The 22,828-nt window shown below is 45.2% G+C and carries 22 protein-coding genes; 9 read left to right on the plus strand and 13 right to left on the minus strand.

The features are described from left to right. Positions 1-2: 2 nt before the first annotated feature. Together ACOJR9_RS06885 and ACOJR9_RS06890 are read left to right on the plus strand one after the other, a co-directional pair. Positions 3-698: an ABC transporter ATP-binding protein gene (locus ACOJR9_RS06885; RefSeq protein ID WP_420935568.1), complete on the plus strand. Its 696-nt coding sequence runs from the start codon at positions 3-5 to the stop codon at positions 696-698. Further along, entirely contained in the window at positions 699-3,221 is a 2,523-nt protein-coding gene (locus ACOJR9_RS06890) for an ABC transporter permease (RefSeq protein WP_420935569.1), read from the plus strand. 241 nt (positions 3,222-3,462) lie between these two features. Here ACOJR9_RS06890 and ACOJR9_RS06895 read toward each other — a convergent pair whose 3' ends face one another. Together ACOJR9_RS06895 and folX are read right to left on the minus strand one after the other, a co-directional pair. Beyond that, a complete protein-coding gene (locus tag ACOJR9_RS06895) occupies positions 3,463-4,356 on the minus strand; it encodes a TIGR01777 family oxidoreductase (protein ID WP_420935570.1) in 894 nt (297 codons plus the stop codon). A 23-nt stretch (positions 4,357-4,379) separates the two neighbouring features. Continuing rightward, positions 4,380-4,748, minus strand: coding sequence for a dihydroneopterin triphosphate 2'-epimerase (gene folX / locus ACOJR9_RS06900; protein WP_032094616.1), 369 nt, complete (start codon positions 4,746-4,748; stop codon positions 4,380-4,382). A 73-nt stretch (positions 4,749-4,821) separates the two neighbouring features. Here folX and ACOJR9_RS06905 point away from each other — a divergent pair, with 73 nt between their 5' ends. Further along, positions 4,822-5,868: an AI-2E family transporter gene (locus ACOJR9_RS06905; RefSeq protein ID WP_420935571.1), complete on the plus strand. Its 1,047-nt coding sequence runs from the start codon at positions 4,822-4,824 to the stop codon at positions 5,866-5,868. A 175-nt stretch (positions 5,869-6,043) separates the two neighbouring features. Here the strand turns inward: ACOJR9_RS06905 and ACOJR9_RS06910 are convergent, their stop codons facing one another. The 3 genes from ACOJR9_RS06910 to ACOJR9_RS06920 are packed head-to-tail and all read right to left on the minus strand — an operon-like array spanning position 6,044 to position 8,314. Further along, positions 6,044-7,372, minus strand: coding sequence for an ATP-binding protein (locus ACOJR9_RS06910; protein ID WP_420935572.1), 1,329 nt, complete (start codon positions 7,370-7,372; stop codon positions 6,044-6,046). After that, positions 7,369-8,043 carry a response regulator transcription factor gene (locus tag ACOJR9_RS06915; protein WP_420935573.1) on the minus strand — a complete coding sequence of 225 codons (675 nt, stop codon included), beginning with the start codon at positions 8,041-8,043 and terminating at the stop codon, positions 7,369-7,371. Before ACOJR9_RS06915 ends, ACOJR9_RS06910 begins: the two co-directional genes overlap by 4 nt. A gap of 1 nt (position 8,044) precedes the next feature. Continuing rightward, positions 8,045-8,314, minus strand: a complete 270-nt coding sequence (locus ACOJR9_RS06920) for a PepSY domain-containing protein (protein ID WP_420935574.1) — start codon at positions 8,312-8,314, stop codon at positions 8,045-8,047. An 867-nt stretch (positions 8,315-9,181) separates the two neighbouring features. Between ACOJR9_RS06920 and ACOJR9_RS06925 the strand changes: the two genes are divergently transcribed. Further along, complete coding sequence (locus ACOJR9_RS06925; RefSeq protein WP_420935575.1) at positions 9,182-9,646, plus strand: pyridoxamine 5'-phosphate oxidase family protein; 465 nt, start codon at positions 9,182-9,184, stop codon at positions 9,644-9,646. A 197-nt stretch (positions 9,647-9,843) separates the two neighbouring features. Here ACOJR9_RS06925 and ACOJR9_RS06930 read toward each other — a convergent pair whose 3' ends face one another. Genes ACOJR9_RS06930 through ACOJR9_RS06960 form a run of 7 tightly spaced genes read right to left on the minus strand, consistent with a single transcriptional unit; the run spans position 9,844 to position 16,930 of the window. Beyond that, positions 9,844-10,143: a YciI family protein gene (locus tag ACOJR9_RS06930; RefSeq protein WP_420935576.1), complete on the minus strand. Its 300-nt coding sequence runs from the start codon at positions 10,141-10,143 to the stop codon at positions 9,844-9,846. A gap of 5 nt (positions 10,144-10,148) precedes the next feature. After that, complete coding sequence (gene trpA, locus ACOJR9_RS06935) at positions 10,149-10,958, minus strand: tryptophan synthase subunit alpha (protein WP_420935577.1); 810 nt, start codon at positions 10,956-10,958, stop codon at positions 10,149-10,151. Then, complete coding sequence (gene trpB / locus ACOJR9_RS06940; RefSeq protein WP_420935578.1) at positions 10,958-12,139, minus strand: tryptophan synthase subunit beta; 1,182 nt, start codon at positions 12,137-12,139, stop codon at positions 10,958-10,960. Before trpB ends, trpA begins: the two co-directional genes overlap by 1 nt. Positions 12,140-12,159: 20 nt before the next feature. Then, positions 12,160-13,557, minus strand: a complete 1,398-nt coding sequence (gene trpCF, locus ACOJR9_RS06945; protein WP_420935579.1) for a bifunctional indole-3-glycerol-phosphate synthase TrpC/phosphoribosylanthranilate isomerase TrpF — start codon at positions 13,555-13,557, stop codon at positions 12,160-12,162. Further along, positions 13,550-14,581, minus strand: coding sequence for an anthranilate phosphoribosyltransferase (trpD, locus tag ACOJR9_RS06950; RefSeq protein WP_420935580.1), 1,032 nt, complete (start codon positions 14,579-14,581; stop codon positions 13,550-13,552). Before trpD ends, trpCF begins: the two co-directional genes overlap by 8 nt. Continuing rightward, entirely contained in the window at positions 14,574-15,206 is a 633-nt protein-coding gene (locus ACOJR9_RS06955) for an aminodeoxychorismate/anthranilate synthase component II (RefSeq protein ID WP_420936081.1), read from the minus strand. Before ACOJR9_RS06955 ends, trpD begins: the two co-directional genes overlap by 8 nt. Before the next feature lie 44 nt (positions 15,207-15,250). After that, positions 15,251-16,930: an anthranilate synthase component 1 gene (locus tag ACOJR9_RS06960; protein ID WP_420935581.1), complete on the minus strand. Its 1,680-nt coding sequence runs from the start codon at positions 16,928-16,930 to the stop codon at positions 15,251-15,253. 278 nt (positions 16,931-17,208) lie between these two features. On the opposite strand from ACOJR9_RS06960, the gene ACOJR9_RS06965 reads away from it, so the two are divergent. From ACOJR9_RS06965 to rluB, 5 genes are all read left to right on the plus strand, one after another. Continuing rightward, entirely contained in the window at positions 17,209-18,057 is an 849-nt protein-coding gene (locus ACOJR9_RS06965) for a PHP domain-containing protein (protein ID WP_420935582.1), read from the plus strand. 20 nt (positions 18,058-18,077) lie between these two features. Then, positions 18,078-18,698, plus strand: coding sequence for an L-threonylcarbamoyladenylate synthase (locus tag ACOJR9_RS06970; RefSeq protein ID WP_420935583.1), 621 nt, complete (start codon positions 18,078-18,080; stop codon positions 18,696-18,698). 152 nt (positions 18,699-18,850) lie between these two features. Further along, positions 18,851-19,651, plus strand: coding sequence for a segregation and condensation protein A (locus ACOJR9_RS06975; RefSeq protein ID WP_420936082.1), 801 nt, complete (start codon positions 18,851-18,853; stop codon positions 19,649-19,651). Further along, positions 19,638-20,231 (plus strand): SMC-Scp complex subunit ScpB, encoded by a 594-nt coding sequence (gene scpB / locus ACOJR9_RS06980; protein ID WP_420935584.1) that lies wholly within the window; start codon positions 19,638-19,640, stop codon positions 20,229-20,231. Before ACOJR9_RS06975 ends, scpB begins: the two co-directional genes overlap by 14 nt. A 42-nt stretch (positions 20,232-20,273) precedes the next feature. After that, the gene (gene rluB, locus ACOJR9_RS06985) at positions 20,274-21,173 is read left to right on the plus strand and encodes a 23S rRNA pseudouridine(2605) synthase RluB (protein ID WP_420935585.1); all 900 of its coding nucleotides are present in this window, start codon (positions 20,274-20,276) and stop codon (positions 21,171-21,173) included. 162 nt (positions 21,174-21,335) lie between these two features. Here the strand turns inward: rluB and ACOJR9_RS06990 are convergent, their stop codons facing one another. Beyond that, positions 21,336-22,823 (minus strand): sensor histidine kinase, encoded by a 1,488-nt coding sequence (locus tag ACOJR9_RS06990; RefSeq protein ID WP_420935586.1) that lies wholly within the window; start codon positions 22,821-22,823, stop codon positions 21,336-21,338. Positions 22,824-22,828: the final 5 nt, after the last annotated feature.

A 22,828-nucleotide genomic window follows, 5' to 3' on the forward strand; every position in this document is an offset into this window, starting at 1 on the left:
TTATGATAAAAACAAGCACGGTAACGAAAACAGTAAATACGAGTGAAGGTTCGCTACAGATCCTTCAGCCAATCTCCTTTGAAGTCAAGTCTGGTGAGTCGGTTGCAATTATTGGCGCGTCAGGCTCCGGAAAATCAACGCTTCTTGGTCTGTTAGCTGGCCTAGATGAAGTCACAAGCGGTGAAATCTATCTCGATAATGAAGCACTCCATACGATGGATGAGGAGCAGCGGGCAGTTTTAAGAGGCAGTAAAGTAGGCTTTATCTTCCAAAGCTTCATGCTGGTTCAAAGTTTAACCGCGCTTGAAAACGTGATGTTACCTGCAGAAATCTCAAACCTTGATAATCCGAAAGGATTGGCAATGAAAATACTGGAGCAAGTAGGACTAGCTCACCGTGCGCATCATTTTCCTAATCAACTTTCTGGTGGAGAGCAGCAGCGTGTTGCCATTGCACGGGCTTTTATCACATCACCGAAGATTTTATTTGCCGATGAGCCCACCGGCAATCTAGATGCTAAAAATAGCGATAAAATTGAAGAACTACTTTTTGAATTAAATCGAAACACGGGTACTACGCTGGTATTGGTAACGCATGATAATGAATTGGCGGCGCATTGCGATAGGCAGCTCACCATGCACGCCGGTGAGCTAAAAGAAACAACGCCCTCATCCACATCGCCTAGTGAGGTGAGCTAAATGCCTATGACGTTTAATCTCGCTTGGCGACTCTTTAAGCATGAAGCGCGAAGGGGCGAACTCACTATTATTTTGCTTGCCATAGTGCTGTCGGTAGGCGCGGTCCTCTCTCTGTCTCTTTTTAGTGAACGTTTACAAGGCGCATTGAAATCCCGTTCAGCAGCATTTATTGCCGCAGATGCTCAGCTTCGCTCCGATAAGCCGGTTGATGAAACGTGGCTATTAAAGGCGAAAGATGAGGGGCTTGATACCGCCAAACAAGTTTCAACACGCTCTATGGTGTTTAAAGGCGATGCAATGTCCCTTGTAGACTTACGAGCTGTGAACAATAACTACCCGCTCAAAGGAATGGTGAGCGTGGCAGACGTCCCTTTTGGCGCAAAAAAGGATATCAATGCCTTGCCGGCTTCCGGCGAAGCCTGGGTACAATCTAGGCTCTTTCAAACGCTTAAGCTTAATGTGGGTGACACTATTGATATTGGCGAGGTAAGCCTTACGGTAACTCGCGTGCTGGCTGATATTCCAGATGCTGGATTTAGTGTGTTTAACACCGATCCCATAGTATTGATGAACTTAGATGATTTGGCGGCCGCTGAAATAACGGGGCCAGGTAGCCGAGCTCGCTACGTTAGTTATTTTGCGGGAAATACGAGTAAGATAAAAAATTACGCCTCTTGGCTTCTTCCTCAACTAAACGACGACCTACATTCATGGCGCACTGTTGAAGACGACGAATCAGCTATAGGTCGCTCGGTAGCCAGTGCTGAACGTTATTTTTTACTTGCCAGTTTACTCGCTATTGTTTTAGCTGCAGTGTCGATTGCCGTTGCTGCTCAGCGATATGCACAGCGACATTTTGACCCCGTGGCAATCATGAAAACTCTAGGCGCAACGAAGCAAACGATTCGCAAGGTGTATTTAATTCAAATACTCTTTATCACGTTGTTAGGGATTGCCATTGGGTTGTTTATTGGTTTTATTGGCCAACACATTGTTGTATCTTTCGTTGCCGATAGGGTAGACGTGTCGTTAAACGTATGGCACTGGCGCCCAGTGGTTATTGCTATTGCCACAGGGACAACCTGTGCCGTCTTGTTCTCTTTGTATCCGCTGCTTCAGCTTTTTTCCGTGCCGCCTTTGCGCGTGTTACGAAAAGATCTCGATGCCAGTTTACGCTCCAGAAGTATTCAGTTTGTGGCTTCTGGTGGCGCTATTTTTGCGCTTATGTGGATGTATAGCCAAGACCTGAAAATCAGCGTTATTCTTTTTGCCTCTGGCGCGGCGTTAGTGGCGGGGCTCTTAGTTGCTACCTATTTCCTTATTGCGGTGGGTCGAAAATTAGGGAGTGGCAAAATGGGACCGTGGCAGCTTGCTTGGGCGCGTATCAAGCGAAGAGCCATGGACAATAGTGTGCAGCTCATCAGCTTCTCAATCACTATCATGCTGCTACTCGTGGTACTTGTGATGCGAAATGACATGGTATCTCAGTGGCGGGCGCAGTTGCCAGAGGGTACGCCTAATTACTTCCTAACTAATATCACACCTGATAATCAAGCTAGGTTGGACAGACACTTCGCTGATCAAAATGTTGATATCAATGAGTTTTTCCCAGTGACTCGAGGTCGTTTTGTTTCGGTAAACGGCGAAGGGGTTAATACTGAAGTCTCTAAAGAAGAAGAATCATCTAACGAAGGGCGAAGAGGGTTAGGCCGAGAAGCAAATCTCACATGGGGCAACACGCTGCAAAAAGAAAACGAAGTTATAGAAGGTACTTGGCACGGTAATATTGATGCCACCTACTCTGAAGGTTGGTTTCCTGTATCAGTAGAAGAGGGCGTTGCCAAAAGGTTAGATATTAAAATGGGCGATATGCTTAACTTTAACGTGGGTAGTGAAATAGTTGAAACGAAAGTAACTAGCGTTCGCAAGGTGAATTGGCAAACGATGCAGCCTAACTTTTTCTTTGTGATACACCCAGATGCAATGAAGGCGTTTAGTCCTACCTATATTACGAGCTTTTACTTACCAACGGAGCGAAAGGCAGAGCTTACCAAATTGCTCAAACCATTTGCGTCTGTGACGATGTTTGATGTGGATGCTCGTATTAATCAACTGAGAGATATCGTAGAACAAGTCTCTGTGGCAGTTGAGTTCATTTTAGTATTAGTGCTAATGGCCGGAAGTTTAGTGCTTATAGCTCAAGTACAGGCAAGCATGGATGAGCGCCGACAGGAGATTGCAATATTGCGAACATTAGGCGCCAAGGGCAGCTTAATTCGCAAAAGCGTGGTGTTTGAATTCCTTATCATTGGCACCGTAGCTGGTTTTATGGCAGCACTGGCGAATGAGTTAAGTTTATACATGCTGCAAACAAGCGTATTCCAAATGACAGCAAGCTTACATTTAGAGTATTGGTTGGTTGCACCTGCTGTTGGTGCCCTGGTTGTAGGTGTTCTTGGAGCTATAGGTTGCTGGCGTCTGCTTACGCTTAATACCGGTGAAATGCTACGTAAAATGGTTTAGTTTTTGGTTACTTTAAGGGCAAGGATGTTATTAGTGCGAATGGTAGCCGGACCATTGATAAGAAATTAAATCGGACAGACACTTAAAGTTAGACGATAAGACGATAAAAAACGGACAGTCACTCAAATGAACTTGAGTGACTGTCCGCTGTTAATTCTCTATGAATTCCAGCGAAAGCTTTTTTTAAACCTAGGAAGTTCTACAAAGCTGTCAGTATTTTATTTTGCTGGTTAGAAGTCAGTTATCGATAGATAGCGCTGAGGGCGCTGTATACAGTAGGGTAGGTAAATGAGTACCCAGCTTTAATTAGCTTATCAGGTATTACATTTTGCCCCTCTAACAACATCGTTGACGATTCACCCATAGCAATTTTCATCACAAAGCTGGGAACGAAAAACAAACAAGGTCGAGACAATGCTTTGGCAAGTTGCTTAGAAAACGTTTTGTTCGTTACTGGCTCAGGTGCGGTGAGATTAAACGGCCCAGAACAGTTTTCATTATTGAGGAGAAACTCTATTGCGTTGACCATGTCGTCAAGGTGGATCCACGATAAATATTGACGTCCACTTCCTAAACTTCCACCCACACCTAGTTTAAACGGCAACGCCATTTTCTCAAGCGCGCCGCCCTTCTCTGCCAACACAACGCCAGTGCGCAAAATGGCTACACGGGTTTTTTCGCTATTTACGCCAGTAGCAATACTTTCCCATTTCTCACACAAATCGTGCGTGAATTCTTTATGTGGCGAGGTATCTTCGGTAACGACCTTTTCTCCCTGCCTGCCATAAAAACCAATGGCGGAGCCAGAGATAAACGTCTTTGGCGGATTATCGCTACTATTAATTTTGGCGACAAGCTGGGTCGTTATGTCCCAGCGACTATCGCAAATAATTTGCTTTTGAGTGTCTGTCCACCGTTTGTCGGCTATAGGCTCACCTGCAAGATTGATCACAGCATCAAACACGCCAATATCTTTTACGTCAGACACACTGCCAAGCACGTTGGTATGAGCGCCTAGTGTTTGCTTGGCGTTTGCTTCGTTGCGAGATATAACGGTAAAGCTATGCTCGTCGCTAAGCTTTTTGATGAGCGTGCTGCCAATTAATCCAGTGCCACCGGTAATAAGAATGTTCAAGACATACCTCCCTGCTGAATCGACTATTCAGATTTGTTGCAAGAAAGTGTTAGCGACACTGAGTCAGAGAATCGCAATGCGTGAGGCTTATCGACTTCAACTTGAGCATAACGCACAGAGCTGTGCTCTGACGCGATACTTAATACATCAGCAGTAAGCTTTTCCAAAAGCGAAAAGCGATTGTCTTCAACAAGCTTTATTATCGCTTTGGTGATGATTTTATAATTAAGCGCGTCACTCATATCATCAGTGTCGGTGGCTTTTGCAGCGTCGTAATCAATCTTTACGTTTACCACAACGTCTTGTTTGTTTTTTATTTCGTCTTCGTTAATACCGATGTAGGTGCGAAGACGTAAATTTTTAATTTTAATAGTGGCAAGGTTGAAATTCATTGCAGTCTCTTGTTTGTAGTTGATTATAAGTCGTTGTAAAGTGTTGCTGTTTTATTTAGGAATGTAGCACACAATGTCTATGGAACTACGATCGTCAACAGCAAAAAGTCTCGTTGTGTTAGCGTGCTTAGTTGTTGTAATGGCTGGTGTTAAATCAGCAAGTGCCATTATGGTGCCTTTTTTCTTATCCGTATTTATTGCAATAGCATGCGGTCCAATCATTCACTGGACGTCGCGCTTTGGCGTCCCGAAATGGTTATCTATCTCTTTTGTTATACTACTTATTGTCGTTTTCGGATTCCTCTTGGCTGGCCTGGTTGGTCAATCGATGGCGGAGTTCAGAGAAAACCTACCTCAATATAGAAGCAAACTTGATTCTGAGTTTGAGTGGGTTGTTGCTAAATTAGCCGATTTCAATATTCACATTAACAGTGAGCTTATTGCTAATCATCTAGACCCTGCCACAGCGATGTCTGTCGCAACCAACTTTATTAGTGGCATGGGGGGCGTGCTGTCTAACCTTTTCCTCATACTTCTTACGGTTATTTTTATGCTGTTTGAGGCTGATAGCATACCGAGGCGCTTGCACATTGCTCTGTCAGACCCAGATATGAAGCTACAGCATATAGACCGTTTCATTCGCTCAGTAAACAGTTACTTAGCCATTAAAACCGTCGTAAGTTTAGGGACGGGTATCATTATCGGTACATGGCTTTACGTGATGGGTGTAGACCACTTCATGCTGTGGGCAGTGCTAGCCTTTATGCTGAATTTCATCCCTAATATCGGCTCTATCATTGCCGCAGTGCCTGCCGTGCTTATTGCGTTTGTTCAGTATGGTATTGCCTCTGCTGGTTTTGCCGCACTCGGCTTTTTACTGGTGAATACCATCATGGGTAATATGGTTGAGCCGCGACTGATGGGCAAAGGAATGGGGCTTTCTACCTTGGTAGTTTTTCTCTCATTGATTTTTTGGGGCTGGCTATTAGGAACCGTTGGTATGTTGCTGTCCGTTCCGCTCACTATGGTTGTGAAAATTGCTCTCGAGTCGAGAGAAGAAAGCAAATGGCTAGCAGTGTTGCTTTCAAGCGAAGGGAACGAAAAAGCGCATAGTCGTTAGTGAAGCATGATGAAACCCAAAAGTGGACAGAGAAACCCAAAAGTGGACAGACACTCAATTGATGATCACAAAAGTAGACAGACACTTAATTCGAGGCTGAATCAAAAGATACCAAAAGCGGACAGTCACTCATTTTTACCTAGGAGTTGGTCCGCGCTATTTCAACGACAAGGAATCAGTGGTTAGGAAATTGAATGATGATGCGGGCGCCGCCAAGGTCACTGTCCTCAATGCGCAATTTACCCTCATAAATAGATACCAAATCGCTCACTAGCGCCAAACCAATGCCTTGGCCCTCTGTGTAGGTGTCTAACCGAGTGCCTCTTTCTAATAAAAGCTGCTTTTTATCATCAGCAATACCAGGGCCATCATCGTTAAACGATAGTGTTAGCCAATTGGTATCAGACGTTACCTGCACTCGAATTCGTGACTGAGCAGCTTTACAGGCATTGTCTAAAAGGTTGCCACACAACTCTAAGAGGTCGGTGTCGTCTCCCTTAAATAGATATGAGTCAGCCACATCAATTTCAATTGAAAGCTGCTTGTAGTGGTAAACCTTGTCCATCGCATCAGCTACTTTTAACAGTATCGGTTCGATAGCGATAGACGTTTGCCATCCCACTGTGCCGGCGCTGGCGCGTTTTAGCTGGCGCTGAATTATCTTATCAATTTGCGCTAGTGATTCTTTTATTTCTGGCTGTAGGCCTTGGGTACTCGATGCCACAGCAAGTGGCGTTTTTAAACTGTGGGCTAAATCTCCCAAGCTATTTTTATAGCGTTTTCGCTGCGCGGCCTCAAAGTACAAAAGTTCGTTGATAGAGTGTTTAAGTGAGTCGAACTCGACAGGGTAGTGGTTGTCGAGCTCACTTTTGTTTCCTTTAGCGGCAAGTGAAATTTCCTCGATTAGTTTTCTAACGGGTACTAATAACACGCTGATACCTGTGATAATAAAAATCAGGAGAGCTACGCATAATGTGCTTATCCATCGCCAAGTAGTGGCTAAAAAGGTTTTGCGTTCCTTTTCAAACAATAGTTTGTCGTTGAATATGTAAAAGTGAACGGGTTCGAAATCTTTGCTAGATAAAAATTCAGCAGTGAAGGCGTAAACAAAATACTTTTCGCCTTTATCAAAACTAGGGTGATAAGTATCGGTAAAAAGTTCGTTGCCAACGGGCACATCAAAATTTGGCGGCGTGAAAAAGTAATCTAATGCAGATGCCGATTGCCAGATAACGCGGTCGCGAAAAATAATGATGCCCAAGTACCCTGAGCCGGGTAAGTTGAGTTGCTCTTCAAAGAGTAAATCAGGCATAAAGGGGGTATCACCCTCTAATTCGAAAGCTGACAGCAAGCCCAAATTCATCAGACGCAATTCGCTCATTTTGGCTTCAGTGAGACTTTCAGTAAACGCCTCCTCTAAAATGATCACGGTAAAAGGCGCAAATAACGCAAGGAGGGTTATTGCCAATAATACACTTCTTACGCGAAGTGATAGTTGCCTCATAAGCTACGGTTTATCCGATAGCCTCGGCCTCTTAAGGTCTCAATAGGCTTTAAACTTCCGTCAGGATCGAGCTTTTTGCGAAGTCGTCCAATAAATACTTCAATGACATTGCTGTCTAAATCAAAATCCTGATCGTAAATATGTTCGGTAAGCTCGGTTTTTGAGACAACCTTTTGCGGGTTCATCATCAAATACTCCATTACCTTATATTCGTAAGCAGTAAGATCAAAAGATTTATCATTAACACATAGCTCTTCAGACACCGTATTTAAGGATATTGGTCCAAATTGTATTGTGGGGTTGGCTTGGCCGGAAGCTCTGCGAATGAGGGCTTTAGCCCGTGCGAGGAGTTCTTCGTTATGAAACGGTTTAGTTAAGTAGTCGTCAGCGCCCGCATCAAGGCCTTCTACTTTTTCCTGCCATCTGTCACGAGCTGTTAATATAAGAATAGGGGAGACTATATTATCTTTGCGGGCTCGGCGAATTACTTCAAAGCCATCTAGTTTTGGCATGCCGATATCGATTATTGCAAGATCGTACGTGTATTCCTTTATTAGAAATAGAGCGTGTTCCCCATTGTCTGCAAGGTCAACACTGTATCCGTTTTGCTGTAAGAGAGCATCAAGTTGCGTTAGAAGTCTACTATTATCCTCAGCTATTAAAATTCGCATGTTAACCCTTGTCTTTAGACTTTTTAACTTTACCTGAACGTTTATCAACTTCCACAGAAACAACTCGGCCAGACTTTTTTAATACCTTTACGCGGTATTTTGTTGATGTTTGCTCAATCTTCAATACGCGACCATTTTCGGCACTACTGGCTCGAGAAGCGGCTTGGCTCTTTGACAGTTCACCGCTTGTACTTTGCTGAGCATAGGCGCTACTTACACTCAACAGTGTAAATATAACGCTAAACATTGCTGCTCTAAGCGATAACCACATAAAACCTCACTATGAAAAGATGTGCTCAGGCTCACTAATTTATCTGATTATAAAAGACAATGATGAACCTATCCTGAATCTATAATGAGTTTAACTCGTGACGGGAAGACTGTACACAAGTTGCCTGGCAAGCACCGATCTAGTCGATAACAGAGTGGAAAGAGGACAAGAGTGGAAAGAGGACAAGAGTGGAAAGAGGACAGACACTCAATACGAGACTTTGCAGAGTGGAAAGAGGACAGACACTCAATACGAGACTTTGAATGACTGTACACGTTTTCCACTTACAAGGCCTAAGGCTTCCAAAGACTGACAAGCCTGAAAAATTTACGCGGGAGACTCGCCAGCCTGTAGAAGTTGACCTTTGAGTGTCTGTCCGTTAAGCGAAAACACAATCAATATCAAGAGTCTGTCTGCGAAAAATACTTTGCTAAAAACGAGTGTCTGTCCACTATCAACCTTACAATCAATTTGAGGTTAGTTTGAGTGTCTGTCCACAGACAATCTGCTAAAAACGAGTGTCTGTCCACTATCAACCTTACAATCAATTTGAGGTTAGTTTGAGTGTCTGTCCACAGACAATCTGCACAATCAATCTGGCCATACATGCCTGCCATACCCCCATAGCGCGGCCTTTGTAGTCGGTTCGATGCGAAGGGTCTTCACAGCGTAAGCTGTGTTTTTCTACGTTGTGATATTAGTTAAGAGAAAAAATTAATAGGGGGGGTAAATACTGAATTTTGCGTGGTGGCATGGCACATGCTTTGTACTACTTTAGAAATTCAGTAAATACATCAAGCGTAGTGGCTAACAAACATCTTTACCTAAATGAGTTAGCGCCACTACACACATTCTTTAGGAGGGAATATGTCTAGCGATATTACAACGAAAATGTGGAAGGCAATGTCAGAAAGCCCAAAAGTTATGGTGAGCCTCGTGAATGAGGATATGCATGCAGAGCCAATGTATGCCCAGCTAGATAGTGAGGCGAACGGCATGTTTTGGTTTTACACCACTAAGGAAAATAGAATAGCGAAGGGCGGAAAGGCAATGATCCACTTTGCATCTAAAGGCCATGATGTGTTTGCCTGTATTCGCGGCGCATTAGTGACTGAAGATCGCCCAGAAATTATTGATAAATATTGGTCTAACCCTGTTGAGGCCTGGTATGAAAAAGGTAAAGAAGATCCACACCTTCTGATGCTTAGATTCGAGCTCAATGACGCGGAGATTTGGGATGCAGACCCATCTTTGAAGGGCGTATTTAAAATGCTAACAGGAAAAAACGTGCAGCCGGAAGAAATGGGCAATCACGACACAGTAAATTTGTGATTTGTTAGGCTAAACAAGCCCAAAACGCATTTACCTAAAGCGCACTTACCAAAAGCAGAAACAAAAAAGCTTGGTGAAAATAAAGGCATGTTTTCCAACATTCACTCTTAAGCACCAAGCTTTTGTCGTTAATAACGCTATAAACTTACAAGTATTGCATCACTGCATTCATACAAACACAGTGAAAACACCCAACTCTACGGCAATACTTTCTTATACGGTTTTACAACCACACTTTCGTAAACGCCAGCCTCAATATAAGGGTCAATATCTGCCCATGCCTGCGCGTCTTCCAGTGAGTCAAACTCCGCCACAACTAGTGAGCCTGTAAATCCGGCAGGGCCAGGGTCAGGGCTGTCGATAGCAGGGAAGGGGCCAGCCATCACTAAGCGCCCTTCATCTTTCAGCGCGTTCAATCTTTCTAAATGCGCTGGCCTTGCGGCAAGTCGCTTATCTAAACTGTTCGCTACATCAGTTGCACATATCATATATAGCATCGTATTTAGCCTTTTGCCGTTGCAGCTTTCATCGCCGATACAAAGCTACCTAGCTCACTTAACATTTTTTCATTATCATCTAAGTTTGCAGCAATGATATTCACTGTGGCTGAGCCAGATATGGCACCTGCGGCACCCGCATCAATAGCGGTTTTCACCTGCTCAGGGGTTGAAATACCAAAACCTAACAGTGCAGGAGCAGCGTTATGCTTATTAAGGCGCTCAATTAGCTCCGAAGCCGGCACATTAGCAGCCGTTTCAGCGCCAGTTACCCCTGCGCGACCTAGTAAATAGGTATAGCCTTTTGAGTACTCGCCAATTTTTTCCATAGTCTCATCAGTTGCATTAGGTGGTGCAATAAGAATTTGAGAAACCCCCGTTTTCTCAGCGGCTTCTTGAAATGGCTTCGCTTCGCGAATTGGCACATCAGCAACCAAAATAGAGTCGACACCTGCATCACGAGCGTTTTCGTAAAAGTTGCTAATACCTTTTGCCATAACAAGGTTGCTGTAAAGCAGCAATCCAATTGGTACGTCGGGATACTTGGCTCTTACGCGAGAAATCAGCGCCATACAGTCAGCAACTTTCGTTTTGTGGCTCAGCGCGCGAATACTCGCCGCCTGTATAGTTGGGCCATCAGCAATCGGGTCTGAGTATGGTATACCTAGCTCTAGTGCATCGGCGCCACTTTCTACAAGCTGGCAAATAATGGCTTCAGATTGAGCTAGGTCTGGGTCTGCTACCATAACAAACGGAACAAAAGCGCCTTGGTTTTTCTCGTCAAGACGAGAGAACATGTCTGCATATCTATCCATTATATATCGTCTCCTAACACTCTGATTACATGCTCTAAATCTTTATCGCCACGACCCGAAAGGTTAACAACGATAATGGTTTCTTCTTCAGCTTCATCCGCCATATTTAAGGCGTGAGCTAGTGCGTGAGATGGCTCCAGTGCTGGAATAATACCTTCTTTACGTGCCAGCAATTTAAAGGCATTAAGCGCTTCTTCATCGGTAGCGGCAACATATTCTGCGCGGCCAATATCATGCAAATAAGCATGCTGAGGGCCAACCGCTGGGTAATCTAAGCCAGCAGATACGGAATAACTCTCTTCAATCTGACCTTCATTATCTTGCATGATAAAGGTATAAGCACCGTGTAATATACCTTTTGTGCCCGTTACAATAGTCGCGCCGTGGTCTTTAGTGTGAATGCCTTTACCAGCAGGCTCTACGCCTACTAAGCGAACTGAAGGCTCATCTATAAAGTCAGCAAACATACCAATAGCGTTTGAACCACCGCCTACACAAGCTACAACTGCGTCAGGTAGTCGACCTTCTTTTTCCATAATTTGTGCACGGGTTTCTTCACCCATCATGCGGTGATATTCGCGAACAATAGTTGGGAAAGGGTGTGGTCCTGCGGCGGTACCTAATAGGTAATGCGCAGTATCGTAGTTTGCAGACCAGTCGCGCATAGCTTCATTCACGGCATCTTTCAGCGTACCAGAACCCGCATTTACAGGAATGACTTCAGCGCCCATTAGCTTCATTCTAAATACGTTAGGCGCTTGGCGCTCAACGTCTTTAGCACCCATATAAATACGTGCTTTAAGGCCAAGCAACGCACAGGCTAGGGCTGTCGCAACACCATGCTGTCCCGCACCTGTTTCAGCGATTACTTCTTTTTTACCCATGCGCTTGGTTAGTAAAGCCTGTCCCAGCACTTGGTTGGTCTTGTGCGCGCCACCGTGAAGTAAATCTTCACGTTTTAGGTAAAGCTTTACCTTAGGGTTGCTCACTAAGTTACGAGTTAGCGTCATCGGTGTTGGACGACCCGCATAATCTTTAAGCAGTGATAGAAACTCTTTGTTAAAGCTAGGGTCTTCTTTTGCGTCTAAGAATTCTTTTTCCAGCTGATCAAGTGCTGGTATTAGCAATTCGGGCACGTACATGCCACCAAATTCGCCAAATTTTGTATCTAGTTGGTTCATACGTTGTCCTGTTTTTAATATTAGTAGCGGCGGCAAACCGTGAATAGTTCGGTCAGCTTGTCTGCTGACTTATCGCCTGGCGCGTTTTCTACACCAGAGTTTACGTCAAGTACGCCGCAGCCTGTGGCTATGGCATCTTCAACGTTGTCAGGGCTAATACCGCCTGCAAGTATAATTTTTTGTTTTTGTTGAATATCGTCAAGTAACGACCAATCAAACGACTCACCCGTACCGCCTTTTGCTTTGCCCACTTGGCAGTCTAAAAGCACGCGATGAACGGCGTCGTTATTTAAGTGACTGTCTACTACGTTAGGTATGGCATCGGTTACACCTACTGCTACCCAAATTTCACATGTCTCAGGTAGCTTACTCGCAAGTTCGGCGATATAGGCGCTATCTTCATTGCCATGCAGCTGAACAGCAAATAGATTGAGTGAAACGGCAAGGTCGACAACGTCATCAATAGCGTGATTAACCACTACGCCAACGTACGCGCCTGGCACAGATTGTGTTATTGCTAATGCTGTATCTTTACTTACGCATCGCGGTGATTTCTCAGCAAAGATTAAACCGCCAAAGCTGGCCCCTTTCTCAAAGGCCATGGCAGCGTGTTCTTCGCTAGTAAGGCCGCACACTTTCACCGCACCGTTTATCAAGGTTTTCACTGCGCGAGGGAGGTCGGCTTGCGCCATGAGTGCACTACCAACAAGAAACCCTTGCGAGACAGAGGCTAATCGCAATACGTCTTCGTGGGTGTAAATACCAGATTCAGAGATAACTACAAAATCGTGCGTCGCACTTTCAAGCATAGGAACCAAACGCTCGGTAGTGGCCAAGTCGGTTGATAAATCTCGCAAGTCGCGATTGTTTATACCAATAATGCCCGCTTCAAGAGCGATAGCTCGCTCCATCTCTTCCTCGTTGCTCACTTCGGTAAGAATATCTAACCCTAGTGAATCAGCAACATCAGCAAGCTCTCTGTAGCTGGTGTCGTCAAGCACGCTTAGCATTAACAGCACGGCATCGGCATTGTAGTAACGAGCAAGATACACTTGGTAGGTGTCAACAAAAAAGTCTTTATTAAGCACCGGTTGCGCAACGCGCTCAGTCACGTAAGACAGGTATTCAAATGTACCTTGAAAGTATTTTTCATCGGTCAGTACCGAGATGCCGGCAGCATAAGGCGTATAGGCTTCAAGAATTTCGTCTAAATCGAAGTTCTCTCTAATGAGCCCTTTAGACGGGGACGCTTTTTTGCATTCGAAAATAAAGCCCGCGTTTGGCTCGCTAAGCGCAGCAAAAAGACTTTTTTGCGACGGCGTTAGCTGTGCTTTGAACGACTCAAGTGGCAGCGCAACTTTTCGTGCTTCCACTTCCTCTCTTTTATCGGCAACTATTTTCTCAAGCACATTAGCCATTCGTGCCTACCTCCTGAGTAATTTTTGCTACGTGTGATAACACCTGCATGGGCGCACCTTTTTTCATTGCTTCCATTGCCATTTCTGCGCCATCCTTAAAGTTATTAACCTTTCCGGTTACTTTAAGTAATGCGCCGCAATTCATGGCAATTGCAGCGCGGTGGGCTTCTTTGCCTTCACCGTTTAATGCCGCTTGAATATATTCTCTGTTTTCTTCAGGCTCTCCACCTTCGATGGCAGAAAGCGGGTAGCTTGAAAGACCAAAGTCTTTTGCCGTCACGGTGAGTTCTCTAATATCGCCATGTTCAAGGTCGTAAATAATCGATTCACCATGAAGCGCTAATTCGTCTAATCCGTCGCCGTGAACTATCATTGCACGATGCTGCCCGAGCAGCATAAGGGTTTTTGCATACGGTTCAAGCAACTCGGGAGAGTATACTCCGAAAACGCCGTGAGTTGGACCCGCCGGATTCGCTAGAGGGCCTAAAATATTAAACAGAGTTCGTGTCTTAAGAGCAGCGCGAACGGGGGCTGCGTATCTCATGCCAGCGTGATAGACGGGGGCAAAAAGAAATGTGAAATTTGCTTCATCTAAACATTTACAAGACAGCTCTGGGCTTATCTCTAAGTTCAACCCAAACTGGCGAAAAAGATCCGCTGAGCCAGATTTGCTCGACACGCTCTTGTTACCGTGTTTTGCCACCTTTACGCCGCATGCAGCAGCTACAACGCCCGCCGCGCTTGATATGTTAATTGTGTTGTGACCGTCTCCGCCAGTGCCAACAATATCGGCAAATTCGTAATCGGGCGTTGGGAAGGGCAGTGCATTTGCTACCATCGCACTGGCGGCACCTGCAATTTCTCCAGGCGACTCTTTTTTCATTTTAAGCGAAGTGAGAACAGCAGCAATCATGGCATCGCTTTGCTCACCATGCATTATGCTGTTGAACAAACTAAATGACTCAGTTTGAGACAGCGATTCTCGCAACATTATTTGCTCAAGTAGTTTGGCAGCATTAAGCATGAGCATCTCCTTGTGAGGTTAAGTAATCGATGCTTTGTTTTAATAACAAACTTCCCTGTGCCGTCAGTATTGACTCTGGATGAAATTGAAAACCAAGCATGTGATCAGTATCGTTATACACTGCCATAATTGCTTCGCTACCATCATCGTTCACACATGACGCACAAGCCGTCAGGTTATCAGGTAAAGAATGCGCTACGAGTGAATGATATCTCGCCACGTGCAGCGGTTGTTGCAACCCTTCAAACATGCCTTTTTCAGAATGCGTGATAGCAGAAGATTTACCGTGCATCACCTGCGTAGCGCGTCCTACAACACCGCCGTAGTATTCTACAATGGCTTGATGTCCCAAACAGATCCCAATTACAGGGAATGTACCTGCCACCTTCTCTAAAAGGGCAGGCATGCAGCCTGCATCGCTTGGCGCACCTGGCCCTGGAGAAAGCATCAGTAGCACCGGGCTTTTCTGCGCTTGCTCTTGCATTCGCTCAAACAATAAGTCGGCAGACACGGTATTACGGTAAACTTTGATATCTAGATTCAATGTTCTGAGTTCGTCTACCAAGTTGTAGGTAAAAGAGTCTACGTTATCTAGCAAAAATAAGGTGGTTTGTTGCTTGTTCATACCCGAATCTGCGCCTGCATTTACGTCTACATTTATTTCAGTGCTCATCGTGCTTCCTCACTGCTGTGACTCTCGAGGCTTGACGACTTAAATTCTTCTTCAAGCGCAGCTCGCACAGCACCAATCACCGCCTGAGCTTTCGCTTTAGTCTCGTCGGCTTCGGCCTGAGGAATTGAGTCGTGAACAACGCCAGCGCCAGCTTGAATATAGGCTGTATTGTTTTTCACGAAAGCTGAGCGGATAACAATACACGTATCCATATCGCCTTGACCGTTCAGATAACCCACCGCACCGCCGTAGCTACCGCGACGCTTTTTCTCAACGTGGCGAATAAGGGTGGCCGCGCTGACTTTTGGTGCTCCCACTAAGGTACCCATATTCATACAGGCTTGGTATGCATTGAGCGCGTCTAAGTCATCGCGAAGTTGACCAACCACTCGCGACACTAAATGCATCACGTGGGAATAGCGGTCTACTTTCAATAAATCTTTTACAAATCGAGTGCCCGGGCGACTGACTTTTGCCACATCGTTGCGGGCCAAATCCACGAGCATAATATGTTCAGACTTTTCTTTGGTATCTTCACGCAAGTTTAATTCAATGCGACTGTCTAGGTCGTGGTCGATGCTACCATCTGCACGTTTTCCACGAGGACGTGTACCTGCAATGGGATAAATTTCAACTTGGTTGGTTTCGCTGTCGTATTTAAGCGCAGACTCGGGCGAAGCGCCAAAAATAGCAAATTTAGCGTCCTGCATGAAAAACATGTAGGGGCTTGGGTTTTGCTCTTTTAACTTGGCATAAGCCAGCAATGGAGATGGGCAGGGTAAAGAGAACGTACGCGATGGCACAACCTGAAAAATGTTGCCAGCCAGAATATGCTGCTTTAAATCGAGAACGTGATTACAGTAAACCTCGTCGCTCATATCTGTGTTAACGAGTGTCTGTCCGTTTTCAGCTAATTCGAGTGTCTGTCCACTTTTTGCTGCACTTTTTGCTGCTCCGGTATTTGTTAGCTCAGGTGCCTGTGGCATGGCGTGAAGCTGCTGGTGTAGGGCTTCTAACCGTTGGGCCACCGCGAAGTATTGCTGAGCCACATCTTCACCACTGAATACACTGCCAACTAGATGAGTTTCTCGAGTTTTATGATCAACGGTAATTAAGGTTTCTGCTAAATAAAACACAAAGTCAGGACAATCATTTTCACCGTCAACCACATCAGGCAATGTTTCAAAGCCAGCCAGCATATCGTAGGCGAACACACCACCAAGAAATACCGCGTGGGGGTGCTTTCGAATAGGCACAATCTTATTGACCACAATGCGAAGGGCGTCCATAACGCTTGCCGCTTTTAACCTGCTGTCCTCATCGAGTTCGCTGGAGGCGATATCGCATTGTAGGGTGATAGAGGTATCATCACTTTTCGTAACATTAAGGCCTTCTGGGCGCTCTGTGTGAAAAAGCGGAAGTACTGATTTGCCGTTGCCCGTTAGCGCAGTGACAACAACAGTATGGCCTCGGCATTCTAGCCTTAACGCAGCGTCAACCATCAGCAAGCTCTGCAGGTCATCTTTTGAGTCTATTTCCGCAGACTCGAGCAGTAAGGCATTACTTTTTTTACCGCAAATGTGGGCAAATGCGGCAAGGGGATCGACTATGTAATGTCCCGCTTGTTCTATGGTTTCTACCTTGCCTGGAGATGTCCCCAGTTCTGCTAAACTCATTTTTGCTACTCTCCAACTGCAAAAAGATAAAAAAAAGGCCCGTACTAACGGGCCTTTTGTGTATTCATTCACGCACTACCGTGCACACCGCCCGTTAAACTAGGGAGTGCCACCACCAAGCTGCAATTTTCATTGCTGTAGAATTTGTTGATAAACGCATGAATAACTCACTATTTGGTTCAAACTTCAATAGGCATTGAAGCTATAAAAACGTATACTTTGTCCCTATAGAAGAAAACAAAACGCCTTTTGTGTCAACCTTAAATTTGCATAAGACATTGAAAATAGATCTACATAGCCATACAAAATTTTCAGACGGCCATCTTACGCCCACTGAACTTGTGTTACGCGCTCACACCATGCAGGTGGATGTGCTAGCAATCACAGACCACGATACCGTCGCCGGGCTCGATGAAGCGCATGTTACGCAAGCGCAGCAAAAACGCCCACTTACGCTCATTGACGGTGTTGAGATTTCTACTCTGTGGCATGGTTTCGATATTCATGTGGTAGGGCTTAATGTAAATCGAGAGTGCCCTACGTTTCTTGCTCGCTTGCAAGAGCAAGCGAATGCGCGAGAAGAACGCGCTGCGTTGATTGCTGAAAAGCTTGAAAAATGCGGGTTCGAGGGCGTGTTAGCACGGGCCAAAGCGCTTGCCGGCGTAGGGCAGGTAACCCGCGCTCACTTTGCCAGAGTGCTGGTTAATAATTATGGCGTGCCTACCATGAACGCGGCATTTAAAAAGTATTTAGGCAAGGGCAAGCGTGCGGCAGTGAAGGCCCAATGGCCAAGTATTGATACTGCCATAACCTGGATTCAAGAATCAGGCGGACAAGCGGTATTGGCCCACCCCGCACACTACGACATGACCGCGAAATGGCTTCGCCGGCTTGTTGCTTTTTTTGAGCAATCTGGTGGAGACGCCATGGAAACCGCATTTCCTGGCATCAATAAAACTAAGCAAGAGCTAATTAACGAGCTGGCAGAAAATCACGGTTTATTGGCCTCTGCAGGCTCTGACTTCCATTTTCCGTCCCGCTGGACCGAACTTGGAAAGAATTTAGGCATAAACAGCAAGTTGACACCTGTCTGGCACAATTGGCAGCATATCAAACAACTTACTTAACTGAGGGATGAAGAGCAACCATGAGCCAATTTTTTTACGTTCACCCAGATAATCCACAAAAGCGCCTTATCACCCAAGCTTGTGAGTTGATTCGCGATGGCGCTGTGGTGGTCTATCCTACTGATTCTGGTTACGCTATCGGCTGCCAAATGGAAGACAAAAAAGCCCTAGAACAGCTGTGCCGAATTCGTCAGATAGATAAGGATCACAACTTCACACTGATGTGCCGCGATATGTCTGAGCTGTCGATTTACGCAAAAGTGGATAACACGGCTTTTCGCCAAATTAAAAACAACACGCCAGGGCGCTATACTTTTGTGCTAAAGGCCACGCGAGAAGTGCCTAAGCGATTACAAAACCCGAAGCGTAAAACTATTGGTATTCGCGTGCCGGACAACGCCATTGCGCTAGCATTGCTAGAAGAATTGGGTGAACCATTAATGTCTACATCGCTTATTTTGCCAGGTAATTCTGAAGCTGAATCTGATCCAGATGTAATTCGTGAAAACCTTGAGAAGCAAGTTGGGTTAATTATCCACGGTGGTTATATTGGTGAGCATCTTACTACGGTAGTAGACTTGTCTGACGATACGCCAGTGATATTACGCGAAGGTACCGGTGACATTACACCGTTTCAGTAACGATAACATTAGAAGCGAACCCTTCGTTGAATAGCGATATAAATACTGCAGAAGCGGGCGCTGTGCTGGGCTCTACCGACATGGCTAGCAATGGGCCTAAAGATGACGAGCTTATAAACGCAGAGCTTACTAAGGCCGAAAAGCAGTCGCATATGCCTATTCAGCAGCCATTACCTCTGGCGTTCATCAACGGTGAGGCGTTGATTGAAAAGCCAGAGGACTTGTTTATTCCTCCCGATGCTCTCGAGGTGATTCTAGAAACCTTTGAGGGGCCGTTAGATTTACTGCTTTATCTCATCAGAAAACAAAAGTTTGATATCACGGTATTGCCTGTTGCTGATATCACCAAGCAGTATATGGAGTATGTGGATGCCATGATGGCGCTAAAGCTAGAGCTTGCTGCAGAGTATCTTCTCATGGCAGCCATCCTTGCTGAGATTAAATCTCGCTTACTACTGCCTAAACGAAGTGATGAAAGCGAAGATGAGGAAGACCCTCGCGCCGAGCTAATAAGGCGCTTAAAAGAGTACGAACTAGTCAAGCAGGCCGCGGAAGACTTAGATGAGCAGCCACGTTTAGAGCGTGATGTGTTTAATGTTGCTGTTTCAACAAGTTCTAATGTAGTGCCTATCAGGGTTGAGCCTGATGTGTCTCTTGCTGAGGTGGTATTGGCATTTAGCCAAGCAATGAAGCGGGCTGAAGCCTTTGAGCACCATACTATTGCAAGAGAGGCGCTAAGCACGCGAGAGCGCATGTCATTGATATTGAGCCTGCTCAATAGTACAGACTTCTCGCCTCTTGAGGCGCTATTTACCGTGGAGGAGGGACGCGCTGGTGTAGTGGTATCATTTTTAGCCATTTTAGAGCTAATGAAAGAACAACTTATTTTTTGCATACAGGCAGGTCCTTACGCCAAAATTCATGTAAAATTGGGCTCACATGAAGAAAATTAATACCGCACAGCTCAAACAGCTAGTTGAAGCTGCTATATTTGTAGCAGATAAACCCATTACCAAACAGCAGTTGAAAGAGTCTGTGCTGAGCGATTTTACCGTAGCGGACAGAACCTTAAGCAAGGTCATTAACGAAATAAAGTTAGATTATCAACCTCGGGGAATACAGCTAATTGAAGTAGCAAGTGGCTTTCGATTTCAGTCCCTTGACGCGCTCAGCCCGTGGTTAAGCAAGCTATGGCAAGAAAGTGCACCAAAGTATTCGCGCGCAATGTTAGAAACACTGGCGCTTATTGCGTATCGTCAACCCATTACCCGCGGCGAAATTGAGCAAGTAAGGGGAGTGGCGGTAAGCAGCAATATTATAAAAACACTCACAGAACGAGATTGGATTAAAGTTGTAGGGCACAAAGAAGTGCCCGGGCGTCCTGCGCTATATGCTACAACCAAAGGTTTTCTAGATTATTTTTCAATGTCATCGCTGGCCGATTTGCCCAATGCAGATGCTTTTGAAAATATGGCAGAAAGTATTGAATCTGACTCGACGCTTAAGGTGTTAAATGAGGCACCGTCACAATAGACCGTGCGACCGTAAACAAGCAAATAAAGAGTGAAGTTACCCATGACTGAAAAGTTGCAAAAAGTACTAGCTAACCAAGGGCTAGGCTCGCGACGAGAAATGGAGCGTTGGATTGACGAAGGTAGAGTGTCGGTGGATGGAACTGTTGCAACTCTTGGCGATCGCGTAGACAACACCGCGAGCATTCGCGTTGATGGCCATTTGTTATCCCGCCAAACCGAGCAGCCAGTATGCCGTGTTCTTATGTACAACAAACCTGAGGGTGAGTTGTGTAGCAGGCACGATCCAGAGGGCCGAGATACCGTATTCGACCGACTTCCAGCAATACGCCTAGGGCGTTGGATAACGGTAGGCCGCTTAGATATGAACACCAGTGGTTTGTTGCTGTTCACTAACGACGGTGAACTCGCAAACCGACTGATGCACCCTAAGTGCGAAGTTGAACGGGAATACGCAGTACGTGTATTTGGTGAGGTCACTAGCAAAACCATCAGCACACTTAAAAAAGGGGTTCAGCTAGAAGATGGTGAAGCCAAGTTTCTGACCGTGTCTGGTGCTCCTACGCCACAGCTCTCTGAAGACGAAAGTATGAACCGCTGGTACAATGTTACGCTTAAAGAGGGACGAAACCGAGAAGTTCGTCGTTTGTGGGAGTCTCAAGGTGTTCAGGTAAGTCGACTTATTCGCGTAAAATATGGTCCTATCGAACTGCAAAAGCGCCTGCCTCAAGGTGCGTGGGTAGAATTGGAACTATCAGATGTTAACGCGCTGAGAAAGCATGTTCAGTTAGCAGATGAAACCCAGACCATGGTAAATATTAATCAACAAGGCAAGCTGGATCACGTTAGGTTAAGCCGCATGCGTCGCTCGGTGAAAAAGCACAAAGTGCGCAAGCAGCAAGGGCTTAAAAATAGAGTGGGCCGTGCTACTAAGCCAAAATAAGTATAAATCAAAGTGAAAAGGGGCTGCATGCCCTTTTTCTTTGTCTGCTATATTATCAAAAATAAACCCTGTGGCTTAATTAGTACTAATCAATCAGCGCTTAGCCAATACAACTGAGTTCAATTGGGCTTTAGCTAGTGCAAGCTAAACGAAACTTACTGCTTAAGAATGTTGCGCAAGACTTAATTCAAAACTAAAACACGTTCCGTGGCCTAGCCTGCTTTCTACCTGCAAATCCGAATTCAGCAGCGCCATCAGCTTTTTACAAATAGCTAGTCCTAACCCTACGTGGCTAAGGCTACCTTTCTCTGTATTGCTAGCTTGATATCTAGCATCGAAGATAAACGCAATTTCTTTGTCGCTTATACCTACGCCAGTATCACTAATATCTACCCGCAATTTTTCATCAAAAATAGTGACTTTCAGGTCAATACTTCCTTGAGGTTGGGTATGACGTATCGCATTGGCAATAAGGTTAGTAAGAACCCGTTCAAGTTTTCCAATATCTGCAAATACGTGATATTCAAAGTGGTCGGGGATCACTCGAATTGTTATGCCTTTCTGTTTAGCATCCAGTTCAAACTTTGCTGCTACATCGTGCAATAATTCTCCTAACGGAAAATACTCTTGATTGAGCGTTACTTGGCCACCTTCTAAATACGCCAACTCAAATATTTGGTCGATTAGATGTTTTAGATTTTTCGCGTTTTTCAGAGATACATCAATAAAGTACTGTTTGTCCTCTAGGGACAGACTCTCACCGTTGATTGCCAAAGTTTCGATATAGCCCTGCAAACTTGCTAAAGGGGTTCGTAGGTCGTGGGATAAGTCGGCCAGCAGCACGCGCCTCTGGCTATCAATCTTATTTAACTGCGTGAACTGATGATCTATGTGCAAGAGCATGTCGTGAAAACCGCAGCCTAAGCGGTCTATCTCATTGGTGCTGTTTTTGTCCCACTTCGCTAAAACGGGTAGTAACTTTTCGCGGTCAAATTCAGCTTTGCAAACTTTTTCCATATCGTCACTTAATCGTCTAAGGGGATTGGTGAAGTATTTAAAGAGAACCAACAGCAAGGACAGTAACAGCACCATCCCTACAAACATGAACAACGCCACCTCTCGCATGCTTTGGCTATTTTTTAAATTAGCGAGAATGGAGTCGTAACGCTCACCGCCAATAATGACATACAAGTAGCCCTGAAGTGCTTCTTGCTTATACACTGGAGCGGCTGAAAATATTTTATGCTGGCCTAGGTTTCTCGGGTCATCCCCAAGAATTGGTAATTCAGCGTCGCTATTTACTAATTGAAGAATGGGGGTGAGATCGATTTTCTTTGCCTTTACTTTGCCCGGCTCTGCTGAGTAGGTAAGAATTTCACCTTGCGGGCTTAAATAATAAAATTCGAAGTTGGGCCCTAACACCATTAACGTGTGAAATAGATTCTCTAATGCTTTGTAGTCGTAAACTCCTTCTTCGAGCAGCGGATTGTCGCCAACTAAATGCTCAGCCAAACCAATGTGGAGTCTTTGCTCGGCTTCTTCTTGGGTTCGTTGTTGAAGTAGGTTCGTGACGTAAAAGCAGGCAACAATAACGACCATAAATACGCCCACTACATACAGCGCAAGGCGAGGGTAAAAGCTGAGTTTCATGGGTT

Origin of the sequence: Alteromonas ulvae, from assembly GCF_048987005.1 — a bacterium.
Taxonomy (GTDB): domain Bacteria; phylum Pseudomonadota; class Gammaproteobacteria; order Enterobacterales; family Alteromonadaceae; genus Alteromonas.

Coding starts and splice junctions, on each gene's coding strand:
- ACOJR9_RS06885 (WP_420935568.1), top strand. CDS start 3: ATGATAAAAACAAGCACGGTAACGAAAACAGTAAATACGAGTGAAGGT.
- ACOJR9_RS06890 (WP_420935569.1), top strand. CDS start 699: ATGCCTATGACGTTTAATCTCGCTTGGCGACTCTTTAAGCATGAAGCG.
- folX (WP_032094616.1), bottom strand. CDS start 4,748: ATGAATTTCAACCTTGCCACTATTAAAATTAAAAATTTACGTCTTCGC.
- ACOJR9_RS06905 (WP_420935571.1), top strand. CDS start 4,822: ATGTCTATGGAACTACGATCGTCAACAGCAAAAAGTCTCGTTGTGTTA.
- ACOJR9_RS06910 (WP_420935572.1), bottom strand. CDS start 7,372: ATGAGGCAACTATCACTTCGCGTAAGAAGTGTATTATTGGCAATAACC.
- ACOJR9_RS06915 (WP_420935573.1), bottom strand. CDS start 8,043: ATGCGAATTTTAATAGCTGAGGATAATAGTAGACTTCTAACGCAACTT.
- ACOJR9_RS06920 (WP_420935574.1), bottom strand. CDS start 8,314: ATGTGGTTATCGCTTAGAGCAGCAATGTTTAGCGTTATATTTACACTG.
- ACOJR9_RS06925 (WP_420935575.1), top strand. CDS start 9,182: ATGTCTAGCGATATTACAACGAAAATGTGGAAGGCAATGTCAGAAAGC.
- ACOJR9_RS06930 (WP_420935576.1), bottom strand. CDS start 10,143: ATGCTATATATGATATGTGCAACTGATGTAGCGAACAGTTTAGATAAG.
- trpA (WP_420935577.1), bottom strand. CDS start 10,958: ATGGATAGATATGCAGACATGTTCTCTCGTCTTGACGAGAAAAACCAA.
- trpB (WP_420935578.1), bottom strand. CDS start 12,139: ATGAACCAACTAGATACAAAATTTGGCGAATTTGGTGGCATGTACGTG.
- trpCF (WP_420935579.1), bottom strand. CDS start 13,557: ATGGCTAATGTGCTTGAGAAAATAGTTGCCGATAAAAGAGAGGAAGTG.
- trpD (WP_420935580.1), bottom strand. CDS start 14,581: ATGCTTAATGCTGCCAAACTACTTGAGCAAATAATGTTGCGAGAATCG.
- ACOJR9_RS06955 (WP_420936081.1), bottom strand. CDS start 15,206: ATGAACAAGCAACAAACCACCTTATTTTTGCTAGATAACGTAGACTCT.
- ACOJR9_RS06960 (WP_420935581.1), bottom strand. CDS start 16,930: ATGAGTTTAGCAGAACTGGGGACATCTCCAGGCAAGGTAGAAACCATA.
- ACOJR9_RS06970 (WP_420935583.1), top strand. CDS start 18,078: ATGAGCCAATTTTTTTACGTTCACCCAGATAATCCACAAAAGCGCCTT.
- ACOJR9_RS06975 (WP_420936082.1), top strand. CDS start 18,851: ATGCCTATTCAGCAGCCATTACCTCTGGCGTTCATCAACGGTGAGGCG.
- scpB (WP_420935584.1), top strand. CDS start 19,638: ATGAAGAAAATTAATACCGCACAGCTCAAACAGCTAGTTGAAGCTGCT.
- rluB (WP_420935585.1), top strand. CDS start 20,274: ATGACTGAAAAGTTGCAAAAAGTACTAGCTAACCAAGGGCTAGGCTCG.
- ACOJR9_RS06990 (WP_420935586.1), bottom strand. CDS start 22,823: ATGAAACTCAGCTTTTACCCTCGCCTTGCGCTGTATGTAGTGGGCGTA.